The sequence below is a fragment of the Neisseria maigaei genome, assembly GCF_958267405.1.
In the GTDB taxonomy this organism is placed as follows: domain Bacteria; phylum Pseudomonadota; class Gammaproteobacteria; order Burkholderiales; family Neisseriaceae; genus Neisseria; species Neisseria bergeri.
Genome location: NZ_CATQFT010000002.1, coordinates 60,369 through 72,363, shown reverse-complemented (window position 1 = coordinate 72,363; position 11,995 = coordinate 60,369). Strand labels below are relative to the sequence as shown.

5 protein-coding genes and 1 other RNA gene are annotated in these 11,995 nt (G+C 55.9%); 3 read left to right on the top strand and 3 right to left on the bottom strand.

Translation table 11 applies throughout. The annotated features are described in order from the left end of the window. Position 1 precedes the first annotated feature (1 nt). Positions 2-1,231: a serine/threonine transporter SstT gene (gene sstT / locus Q3O06_RS01400; protein WP_002224199.1), complete on the bottom strand. Its 1,230-nt coding sequence runs from the start codon at positions 1,229-1,231 to the stop codon at positions 2-4. Between the two features lie 409 nt (positions 1,232-1,640). Here sstT and Q3O06_RS01395 point away from each other — a divergent pair, with 409 nt between their 5' ends. From Q3O06_RS01395 to Q3O06_RS01385, 3 genes are all read left to right on the top strand, one after another. Continuing rightward, positions 1,641-3,488 (top strand): autotransporter assembly complex protein TamA, encoded by a 1,848-nt coding sequence (locus Q3O06_RS01395; protein ID WP_301817321.1) that lies wholly within the window; start codon positions 1,641-1,643, stop codon positions 3,486-3,488. A 54-nt stretch (positions 3,489-3,542) separates the two neighbouring features. Further along, a complete protein-coding gene (locus tag Q3O06_RS01390; protein ID WP_301817228.1) occupies positions 3,543-7,712 on the top strand; it encodes a translocation/assembly module TamB domain-containing protein in 4,170 nt (1,389 codons plus the stop codon). 924 nt (positions 7,713-8,636) lie between these two features. Then, positions 8,637-10,094: an MFS transporter gene (locus Q3O06_RS01385; RefSeq protein ID WP_301817227.1), complete on the top strand. Its 1,458-nt coding sequence runs from the start codon at positions 8,637-8,639 to the stop codon at positions 10,092-10,094. Positions 10,095-10,403: 309 nt separating this feature from the next. Here the strand turns inward: Q3O06_RS01385 and rnpB are convergent. Both rnpB and prfB read right to left on the bottom strand, forming a co-directional pair. After that, an RNA gene (gene rnpB / locus Q3O06_RS01380) (RNase P RNA component class A) lies at positions 10,404-10,763 on the bottom strand. A gap of 78 nt (positions 10,764-10,841) precedes the next feature. Beyond that, complete coding sequence (gene prfB / locus Q3O06_RS01375; RefSeq protein WP_301817225.1) at positions 10,842-11,945, bottom strand: peptide chain release factor 2; 1,104 nt, start codon at positions 11,943-11,945, stop codon at positions 10,842-10,844. Between the last annotated feature and the right edge of the window lie 50 nt (positions 11,946-11,995).

The following is an 11,995-nucleotide window of genomic DNA, read 5'->3' as shown; positions in this document are numbered from 1 at the left end:
TTTATTCCGCACGGTTTCTCTGTCGGCCCAAATCGGCGGCAGCGGTAAACAAAACGTCGGTTGAAGAATTCAACGCCGTTTCTGCCGAATCCTGAATCACGCCGATGATGAAGCCGACGGCGACCACCTGCATGGCGACATCGTTGCTGATGCCGAACAGGCTGCACGCCAGCGGAATCAGCAGCAGCGAACCGCCTGCCACACCGGACGCGCCGCACGCGCTGACCGTTGCCACCAGGCTCAACAGCAGCGCGGTGGCAAAATCAACCTGTATGCCTTGGGTGTGCGCCGCCGCCATAGCCAAAACGGTAATCGTAATCGCCGCGCCGCCCATATTGACGGTCGCCCCCAACGGGATGGAAATCGAATAAGTGTCTTCGTGCAGCCCCAGCTTTTTCGCCAAAGCCATATTCACGGGGATATTGGCGGCGGAAGAACGGGTAAAGAAGGCATACACGCCGCTTTCGCGCAGGCAGGTAAACACCAGCGGATAAGGATTGCGGCGGATTTTCCACCACACGATGGCGGGATTGACCACTAGCGCGATAAACGCCATACAGCCCAACAGCACCGCAAGCAGCTTCGCGTAACCCGCCAGCGCGCCGAAACCCGTCTCCGCGATTGTGGATGACACCAGCCCGAAAATACCCAAAGGGGCAAAACGGATAATCCATTTCACGACGGTGGAAACCGCTTCCGCCAAATCGGCAACGACCTGCCGCGTAACGTCCGAACCGTGATTCCGCAACGCCGCGCCCAAAACCAAAGCCCAAGCCAAAATGCCGATATAGTTGGCATTGGCAATCGCGTTAATCGGGTTGGCGACCAGGTTCATCAGCAGCGATTTCAATACTTCCACAATGCCGGAAGGCGGCGCGGCGGATACATCGCCCGCGCCCGCCAAAACAATGTGCGTCGGGAAAACCATACCGGCGATGACGGCGGTCAGGGCTGCGGAAAACGTACCGATGAGATAGAGGACGATAATCGGCCTGATATGCGCCTTGTTGCCTTTTTGGTGCTGCGCGATTGTGGCCGCCACCAAAATAAATACCAAAACCGGCGCGACCGCTTTGAGTGCGCCGACAAACAGGCTGCCGAACAAGCCTGCCGCCAAGCCCAGTTGCGGGGAAACCGAACCGATTACGATGCCCAACGCCAAACCGGCGGCAATCTGCCTGACCAGGCTGACGCGGCCGATCGCATGAAATAAGGATTTGCCGAACGCCATAATTCTTCCTTATGTTGTGATATGTTAAAAAATGTTGTATTTTAAAAGAAAACTCATTCTCTGTGTTTTTTTATTTTTCGGCTGTGTTTTAAGGTTGCGTTGATTTGCCCTATGCAGTGCCGGACAGGCTTTGCTTTATCATTCGGCGCAACGGTTTAATTTATTGAACGAAAATAAATTTATTTAATCCTGCCTATTTTTCGACACTATTCCGAAACGCAGCCTGTTTTCCATATGCGGATTAGAAACAAAATACCTTAAAACAAGCAGATACATTTCCGGCGGGCCGCAACCTCCGAAATACCGGCGGCAGTATGCCGTCTGAAGCGTCCCGCCCCGTCCGAACAACACAAAAACGGCCGTTCGAAACCCCGTCCGAACAGTGTTAGAATCGAAAACCGCCACACCGATGCACGACACCCGTACTATGATGATCAAACCGACCGCCCTGCTCCTGCCGGCTTTATTTTTCTTTCCGCACGCATACGCGCCTGCCGCCGACCTTTCCGAAAACAAGGCGGCGGGTTTCGCATTGTTCAAAAACAAAAGCCCCGACACCGAATCAGTCAAATTAAAACCCAAATTCCCCGTCCGCATCGACACGCAGGACAGTGAAATCAAAGATATGGTCGAAGAACACCTGCCGCTCATCACGCAGCAGCAGGAAGAAGTATTGGACAAGGAACAGACGGGCTTCCTCGCCGAAGAAGCACCGGACAACGTTAAAACAATGCTCCGCAGCAAAGGCTATTTCAGTAGCAAAGTCAGCCTGACGGAAAAAGACGGAGCTTATACGGTGCACATCACACCGGGCCCGCGCACCAAAATCGCCAACGTCGGCGTCGCCATCCTCGGCGACATCCTTTCAGACGGCAACCTCGCCGAATACTACCGCAACGCGCTGGAAAACTGGCAGCAGCCGGTAGGCAGCGATTTCGATCAGGACAGTTGGGAAAACAGCAAAACTTCCGTCCTCGGCGCGGTAACGCGCAAAGGCTACCCGCTTGCCAAGCTCGGCAACACCCGGGCGGCCGTCAACCCCGATACCGCCACCGCCGATTTGAACGTCGTCGTGGACAGCGGCCGCCCCATCGCCTTCGGCGACTTTGAAATTACCGGCACGCAGCGTTACCCCGAACAAATCGTCTCCGGCCTGGCGCGCTTCCAACCGGGCACGCCCTACGACCTCGACCTGCTGCTCGACTTCCAACAGGCGCTCGAACAAAACGGGCATTATTCCGGCGCGTCCGTACAAGCCGACTTCGACCGCCTCCAAGGCGACCGCGTCCCCGTCAAAGTCAGCGTAACCGAGGTCAAACGCCACAAGCTCGAAACCGGCATCCGCCTCGATTCGGAATACGGTTTGGGCGGCAAAATCGCCTACGACTATTACAACCTCTTCAACAAAGGCTATATCGGTTCGATCGTCTGGGATATGGACAAATACGAAACCACGCTTGCCGCCGGCATCAGCCAGCCGCGCAACTACCGGGGCAACTACTGGACAAGCAACGTTTCCTACAACCGTTCGACCACCCAAAACCTCGAAAAACGCGCCTTCTCCGGCGGCGTCTGGTATGTGCGCGACCGCGCGGGCATCGATGCCAGGCTGGGGGCGGAGTTTCTCGCAGAAGGCCGGAAAATCCCCGGCTCGGATGTCGATTTGGGCAACAGCCACGCCACGATGCTGACCGCCTCTTGGAAACGCCAGCTGCTCAACAACGTGCTGCATCCCGAAAACGGCCATTACCTCGACGGCAAAATCGGGACGACTTTGGGCACATTCCTGTCCTCCACCGCGCTGATCCGCACCTCTGCCCGCGCAGGTTATTTCTTCACGCCCGAAAACAAAAAACTCGGCACGTTCATCATACGCGGACAAGCGGGTTACACCGTTGCCCGCGACAATGCCGATGTCCCCTCGGGGCTGATGTTCCGCAGCGGTGGCGCGTCTTCCGTGCGCGGTTACGAACTCGACAGCATCGGACTTGCCGGCCCGAACGGATCGGTCCTGCCCGAACGCGCCCTCTTGGTGGGCAGCCTGGAATACCAACTGCCGTTTACGCGCACCCTGTCCGGCGCGGTGTTCCACGATATGGGCGATGCCGCCGCCAATTTCAAACGTATGAAGCTGAAACACGGTTCGGGACTGGGCGTGCGCTGGTTCAGCCCGCTCGCGCCGTTTTCCTTCGACATCGCCTACGGGCACAACGACAAGAAAATCCGCTGGCACATCAGCTTGGGAACGCGCTTCTAAACCGATACGGCCGCTTCAGACGGCATTGCAGCAAACTATTTTGAAACAGACATTATGACCGATACCGCACCGACAGATACCGATCCGACCGAAAACGGCACGCGCAAAATGCCGTCTGAACACCGCCCAGCCCCGCCGGCAAAAAAACGCCGCCCGCTGCTGAAGCTGTCGGCGGCACTGCTGTCTGTCCTGATTTTGGCAGTATGTTTCCTCGGCTGGCTCGCCAGTACGGAAGCGGGTTTGCGCTTCGGGCTGTACCAAATCCCGTCTTGGTTCGGCGTAAACATTTCCTCCCAAAACCTCAAAGGCACGCTGCTCGACGGCTTCGACGGCGACAACTGGTCGATAGAAACCGAGGGGGCAGACCTTAAAATCAGCCGCTTCCGCTTCGCGTGGAAACCGTCCGAACTGATGCGCCGCAGCCTGCACATCACCGAAATTTCCGCCGGCGACATCGCCATCGTTACCAAACCGACTCCGCCTAAAGAAGAACGCCCTCCGCTCAGCCTTCCCGACAGCATAGACCTGCCCTCCGCCGTCTATCTCGACCGCTTCGAGACGGGCAAAATCAGCGTAGGCAAAACTTTTGACAAACAAACCGTCTATCTCGAACGCCTCAACGCGGCATACCGTTACGACCGCAAAGGACACCGCCTCGACCTGAAGGCCGCCGACACGCCGTGGAGCAGTTCGTCGGGGGCTGCCTCGGTCGGCTTGAAAAAACCGTTTGCCCTCGATACCGCCATTTACACCAAAGGCGGACTCGAAGGCGAAACCATAAACAGTACGGCACGGCTGAGCGGCAGCCTGAAGGATGTGCGCGCCGAACTGGCGATCGACGGCGGCAATATCCGCCTCTCGGGAAAATCCGTCATCCACCCGTTTGCCGAATCATTGGATAAAACATTGGAAGAAGTGCTGGTCAAAGGATTCAACATCAATCCGTCCGCCTTCGTGCCTTCCCTGCCCGATGCCGGGCTGAATTTCGACCTGACCGCCATCCCGTCGTTTTCAGACGGCATCGCGCTGGAAGGCTCGCTCGATTTGGAAAACACCAAAGCCGGCTTTGCCGACCGCAACGGCATCCCCGTCCGTCAGGTTGTAGGCGGCTTTGTCATCAGGCAGGACGGCACGGTGCATATCGGCAATACATCCGCCGCCCTGCTCGGACGGGGCGGCATCAGGCTGTCGGGCAAAATCGATACCGAAAAAGACATCCTCGATTTAAATATAGGCATCAACTCCGTCGGCGCGGAAGACGTGCTGCAAACCGCGTTCAAAGGCAGATTGGACGGCAGCATCGGCATCAAAGGCCCAACCGCCTCACCCGGCATCACTTGGAAACTCAGCAACGGTACGGCACGCACGCACGGCAGTCTGGGTATTGAAAGCGACCCCGCAAACGGACAGCAAAAACTGGTGTTCGACACCGTTGGCATTGAAGCAGGGCAAGGCAGCCTGACCGCGCAAGGCTACCTCGAACTGTTTAAAGACCGCCTGCTCAAGCTGGACATCCGTTCCCGCGCATTCGACCCTTCGCGCATCGATCCGCAATTTCCGTCAGGCAATATCAACGGCTCAATAAACCTTGCAGGCGAACTGGCAAAAGAGCATTTTGCAGGCAAAATGCGTTTTTCCCCCAGCATACTCAACGGTGTACCGCTTAACGGTCATGCCGACATTATTTACGAGTCCCACCACCTTCCGCGCGCCGCCGTCGATTTGCGGCTGGGACAGAACATTATTAAAACAGACGGCGGCTTCGGCAAAAAAGGCGACCGGCTCAACCTCAATATCACTGCACCCGACCTCTCCCGTTTCGGTTTCGGACTCGCGGGGGCTTTAAATGTACGCGGACACCTTTCCGGCGATTTGGACGGCGGCATCCGAACCTTTGAAACCGACCTTTCCGGCACGGCGCGCAACCTGCACATCGGCAAGGCGGCAGACATCCGTTCGCTCGATTTCACGCTCAGAGGCTCGCCCAACACAAGCCGCCCGATACGCGCCGACATCAAAGGCAGCCGACTTTCCCTGTCGGGTGGGGCGGCGGTTGTCGATACCGCCGGTCTGACGCTGGAAGGCACGGGCGCGCAGCACCGCATCCGCACACACGCCGCCATGACGCTGGACGGCAAACCGTTCAAATTTAACTTGGACGCTTCAGGCGGTATCAACAAGGCACTTACCCTATGGAAAGGCAGTATTAGTGTTTTCGACATAGGCGGCGCGTTCAACCTCAAGCTGCAAAACCGTATGACGCTCGAAGCCGGTGCGGAACGCGTGGCGGCAAGTACGGCAAATTGGCAGGCAATGGGCGGCAGCCTCAACCTGCAACACTTTTCTTGGGATAAAAAAACCGGCATATCGGCAAAAGGCGGCGCACACGGTCTGCATATCGCCGAGTTGCACAATTTCTTCAAACCGCCCGTCGAACACAATCTGGTTTTAAACGGCGACTGGGATGTCGCCTACGGGCGTAACGCGCGCGGCTACCTCAATATCAGCCGACAAAGCGGCGATGCCGTATTGCCCGGCGGTCAGGCTTTGGGTTTGAACGCATTTTCCCTGAAAACGCGCTTTCAAAACGACCGCATCGGAATCCTGATTGACGGCGGCGCACGTTTCGGACGGATTAACGCCGATTTGGGTATCGGCAACGCCTTCGGCGGCAATATGGCAAATGCACCGCTCGGCGGCAGGATTACCGCCTCCCTTCCCGACTTGGGCGCATTGAAGCCCTTTCTGCCCACCGCCGCGCAAAACATTACCGGCAGCCTGAATACCGCCGCGCAAATCGGCGGACGGGTCGGCTCTCCGTCCGTCAATGCCGCCGTCAACGGCAGCAGCAACTACGGGAAAATCAACGGCAACATCACCGTCGGGCAAAGCCGCTCCTTCGATACCGCGCCCCTGGGCGGCAGGCTCAACCTGACCGTTGCCGATGCCGAAGCATTCCGCAACTTCCTGCCCGTCGGACAAACCGTCAAAGGCAGCCTGAATGCCGCCGTAACCCTCGGCGGCAGCATCGCCGACCCGCACTTGGGCGGCAGCATCAACGGCGACAAGCTCTATTACCGCAACCAAACCCAAGGCATCATCTTGGACAACGGTTCGCTGCGTTCGCATATCGCGGGCAGGAAATGGGTAATCGACAGCCTGAAATTCCGGCACGAAGGGACGGCGGAACTCTCCGGCACGGTCGGTATGGAAAACAGCGGGCCCGATGTCGATATCGGCGCGGTGTTCGACAAATACCGCATCCTGTCCCGCCCTAACCGCCGCCTGACGGTTTCCGGCAACACCCGCCTGCGCTATTCGCCGCAAAAAGGCATATCCGTTACCGGGATGATTAAAACGGATCAGGGGCTGTTCGGTTCGCAAAAATCCTCGATGCCGTCCGTCGGCGACGATGTCGTCGTATTGGGCGAAGTCAAAAAAGAGGCGGCGGCACCGCTCCCCGTCAATATGAACCTGACTTTAGACCTCAATGACGGCATCCGCTTCGCCGGCTACGGCGCGGACGTTACCATAGGCGGCAAACTGACCCTGACCGCGCAACCGGGCGGAAGCGTGCGGGGCGTGGGCACGGTCCGCGTCATCAAAGGGCGTTACAAGGCATATGGGCAGGATTTGGACATTACCAAAGGCACGGTCTCCTTTGTCGGCCCGCTCAACGACCCCAACCTCAACATCCGCGCCGAACGCCGCCTTTCCCCCGTCGGTGCGGGCGTGGAAATATTGGGCAGCCTCAACAGCCCGCGCATTACGCTGACGGCAAACGAACCGATGAGTGAAAAAGACAAGCTCTCCTGGCTCATCCTCAACCGCGCCGGCAGCGGCAGCAGCGGCGACAATGCCGCCCTGTCCGCAGCCGCAGGCGCGCTGCTTGCCGGACAAATCAACGACCGCATCGGGCTGGTGGATGATTTGGGCTTTACCAGCAAGCGCAGCCGCAACGCGCAAACCGGCGAACTCAACCCCGCCGAACAGGTGCTGACCGTCGGCAAACAACTGACCGGCAAACTCTACATCGGCTACGAATACGGCATCTCCAGCGCGGAACAGTCCGTCAAACTGATTTACCGGCTGACCCGCGCCATACAGGCGGTTGCCCGTATCGGCAGCCGTTCGTCGGGCGGCGAACTGACATACACCATACGTTTCGACCACCTCTTCGGTTCGGACAAAAAAGACACCGCCGGAAACGGCAAAGGGAAATAAACGGTTTTCAGACGGCATGGCACTGTCCGCCGCCATGCCGTCTGAAAGGCGCGCTGCCAAACCGGACATTTGAAAACCTGCTTTTCCGCCGTCCACCTGCAAGGGAACAGAATCGATATAGTGAATTAACAAAAATCAGGAAAAGGCGACGAAGCCGCAGACAGTACAAATAGTACGGAACCGATTCACTTGGTGCTTCAGCACCTTAGAGAATCGTTCTCTTTGAGCTAAGGCGAGGCAACGCCGTACCGGTTTTTGTTAATCCGCTATATTCCGCCATCTCTAAGATTTACAGCGATACACGGGTAATTTAAGGAATGCCCGAACCGTCATTCCCACAACTTTTCGTCATTCCCGCGAAAGCGGGAATCTAGAATCTCGGACTTTCAGATAATCTTTGAATATTGCTGTTGTTCTAAGGTCTGGATTCCCGCCTGCGCGGGAATGACGGCTGCAGATGCCCGACGGTCTTTATAGTGGATTAACAAAAATCAGGACAAGGCGACGAAGCCGCAGACAGTACAAATAGTACGGAACCGATTCACTTGGTGCTTCAGCACCTTAGAGAATCGTTCTCTTTAAGCTAAGGCGAGGCAACGCCGTACCGGTTTTTGTTAATCCACTATAATGCGCCCTTCGGCGTGGCGGATATATAAGGCGGTGATTTTCCATCTAAGTAAAAACCGTCCTATCGGATAATCCCTTGACAGAAAAGGCTTTACCCGCGCCGTATCAGAACACGTACTCTAAAATTCAATCCGTTGAATTGAAACAAATATAAAACATCCGTCCGCAGAAACGGCAGCGCGTCGTTTGACAAAGAATGAAAATATCGGTTAAAAACCGATTTTCATACAAAAAACACCGCCGCCGTCCGCATCCGTTTCAGACGGCATTGAGAGAAAATCTTTTAGGAGAACCTTTATGTCCCGGCATCCCGCCCGCACCGGAGAAAAAACATTCTTCGGCCACCCCTTCCAGCTTTCCACTCTCTTCCATATCGAATTGTGGGAACGTTTTTCATTTTACGGAATGCAGGGCATCCTGCTGATTTACCTCTATTACACCGCCGATAAAGGCGGCTTGGGCATAGACAAAACCCTCGCTGGCGGCATTGTCGGCGCATACAGCGGCAGCGTGTACCTGTCCACCATTTTGGGCGCGTGGTTTGCCGACCGCGTATGGGGTGCGGAAAAAACCCTCTTCCTCTCGGGCATCGTCGTGATGCTTGGACACATCGTCCTTGCCGTAGCACCGGGCCTGTACGGCCTTTTAATCGGGCTGATATTCATCGCATTGGGCAGCGGCGGCGTGAAATCCACGGCCAGCTCTATGGTGGGCACATTATACGAACAAGACGAAATGCGCCCGCTGCGCGATGCGGGATTTTCCATTTTCTACATCGCCATCAATATCGGCGGCTTCCTAGGCCCGCTGCTGACCGGCCTGCTTCAAGAAAACATCGGTTTCCATTATGGCTTTGGCGCAGCGGCGGTCGGTATGGCATTCGGCTTGTGGCGTTATTCCTTGGGACGTAAAAACCTGCCCCACCCCACCGTCCCCCATCCGCTTTCAAAAGGACAGGGCAAAACTGCGGCCGCCGTCGGCATCACCCTCATCGCCGCACTTGCAACCGCCATCAAAACCGGGCTTGTCAACCTCGACAATTTCTCCGGCATCCTCTTATCTACCGTCATCCTTGCCGTCATCGCCTATTTCGCCCGCCTGCTGACCAACCCCCGCGTCAGTTCCAACAACAAACGGCACATCATCGCCTACATCCCGCTTTTCCTGACCATCTGTATGTTTTGGGCCGTCTGGTTTCAGATTTACACCGTAGCAACCGTCTATTTCGACGAAACCGTCAACCGCACCATCGGTTCGTTTACCGTACCCGTCGCCTGGAAAGATTCTATGCAAAGCCTGTGGGTCATCCTATTTTCCGGAATAATGGCGGCAATGTGGACAAAAATGGGGCGCAAACAGCCTAAAACCCCGCTGAAATTCGCTATGGCGGTATTTGTTACCGGCGCGTCGTTTTTGGGATTCGTCCCCTTTATTTCCTCTGGCACGCCGATGCCTATTGCGGTTTTCGCACTGATTGTCCTCGCCATCACGATAGGCGAACTGATGATTTCCCCGATTGCGCTGTCCATTTCCACCAAAATCGCACCGCCTTTATTCAAAACCCAAATGGTCGCCCTTAATTTCCTTGCCTTTTCATTAGGCTTCACTTTGGGCGGCGTATTATTTGAAAAAGGCTATCAGGCGGGCGACGAAATCGGCTTTTACCGGCTGCTATTCTACATCGGCGCAGCCACAGGCTTCCTGCTGCTCCTGCTCGTTCCCAAATTGAACAAAATGCTCGAAGGCACAGACTAAGCCCCGCCCCGACGCGCCGATGCCGTCTGAACCCTTCAGACGGCATTTTTCCGCATAATGAAACCAAACCGTTTCCATCCGACAGGACAGGCTCCTGCCCAACCGGAAGGCAGCCTGCCGATTGTCATTTGAATAACGCAAGGGAAAGCCGTTGATTTCCGTTTGTATGGAAACAGTTTGGTTTCATTGGAAAAAGGCATTTTGTCCGACTAAATTAGAGTTGCATCAACGGAATATAAAAACACAGCCTAAATAAAAATGCCGTCTGAACCGTATTTCAGGTTTCAGACGGCATTTGCGTATCGGATGCACACCGGACGGGCGGTAAGCCGGGTTCTGTCTCGGACAGTCATTCCTCTAGGCATACCGTTGCCGGTATGCTCAAGCAACCTACCCGAACGCTCGGCGGGCAGCGTCATTGCGTTCTGTTTGGTCTTGCTCCGAATGGGGTTTGGCCTGCCGCATATTGTTACCAAATGCGCGGTGCGCCCTTACCGCACCTTTTCACCCTTGCCTGTGCTGCCAAAGCAGCCATCGGCGGTTTTGCTTTCTGTTCCACTTTCCGTCGCGTTACCGCGCCCGGCCGTTAACCGGCATTCTGCCCTGCGGAGCCCGGACTTTCCTCCCCGTATGCCTTACGCGATACGCGGCGACTGTCTGCCCGTCCCGTGTGCGGCGCGGATTATAACACGAAACGCAAAAATGCCGTCTGAAGCGGCACAGACTTCAGACGGCATACAGTTCAAACTACACACCCTGTTTCAGGCTGGCTTCGATAAAGCCGTCCAAGTCGCCGTCCAATACGGCTTTGGTATTGCCGACTTCGTAGCCTGTACGCAAGTCTTTGATGCGCGAGGAGTCCAAGACGTACGAACGGATTTGGCTGCCCCAACCCACATCGGACTTACCTTCCTCCAACGCCTGTTTCTCTTCGTTGCGTTTGCGCATTTCCAATTCGTACAGTTTGGATTTCAACATTTCCATCGCGGCGGCTTTGTTGGCGTGTTGCGAACGGTCGTTTTGACATTGCACCACAATCCCGGTCGGCTCGTGGGTGATGCGCACGGCGGAGTCGGTTTTGTTGATGTGCTGACCGCCCGCGCCCGATGCACGGTAGGTGTCGATGCGCAAATCGGCGGGGTTGATTTCGATTTCGATAGAATCGTCGATTTCAGGGTAAACGAACACGGAGGCAAACGAGGTATGGCGTTTGTTGTTCGAGTCAAACGGCGAGTAACGCACCAAGCGGTGAACGCCGGTTTCGGTACGCAGCAAGCCGTAGGCGTATTCGCCTTCCACACGGATGGTGGCGCGGTTGATGCCTGCGATTTCGCCGTCGTCTTCCTCAAGGATTTCGATTTTGAAGCCTTTGCGCTCGGCGTAGCGGCTGTACATACGGAACAGCATACCCGCCCAGTCTTCCGCTTCGGTACCGCCCGCGCCTGCGGTGATGTCGATAAAGCAGTTGTTCGGGTCGGCAGGCTGGTTGAACATCCGTTTGAACTCCAAATCCGCCATCTGTTTTTCCAGTCCCGACACGTCTTCCTGCACGGCGGTAAAACCTTCTTCGTCGTTTTCTTCAACGGTTATTTCAATCAGCATGCGGTTGTCTTCGATGCCCGAAGCGATGTTGTCCAGCGTCAGCACGATGCCTTCGAGGATTTTGCGCTCTTTGCCGATTTCTTGGGCGCGTTTCGGGTCGTTCCAAAGTTCGGGGTCTTCGGAAAGGCCGATGACTTCTTCCAATCGGTCTTTCTTGCCCTGATAATCCATATAAACGCGGATGTCTTCGCTGCGCTTCTCCAAGTCGTTCAGGGTGTTGTTAAGCTGGTTGATTACTTCGGCTTCCATGATTCTTGTGTTCTTTCAAAATTTTAGGGGCGTATTGTACGGGATTCGGG

Excerpts from the sequence above, each read along its gene's own strand:
- sstT (WP_002224199.1), bottom strand. The coding sequence starts at position 1,231 with ATGGCGTTCGGCAAATCCTTATTTCATGCGATCGGCCGCGTCAGCCTG.
- Q3O06_RS01395 (WP_301817321.1), top strand. The coding sequence starts at position 1,641 with ATGCACGACACCCGTACTATGATGATCAAACCGACCGCCCTGCTCCTG.
- Q3O06_RS01390 (WP_301817228.1), top strand. The coding sequence starts at position 3,543 with ATGACCGATACCGCACCGACAGATACCGATCCGACCGAAAACGGCACG.
- Q3O06_RS01385 (WP_301817227.1), top strand. The coding sequence starts at position 8,637 with ATGTCCCGGCATCCCGCCCGCACCGGAGAAAAAACATTCTTCGGCCAC.
- prfB (WP_301817225.1), bottom strand. The coding sequence starts at position 11,945 with ATGGAAGCCGAAGTAATCAACCAGCTTAACAACACCCTGAACGACTTG.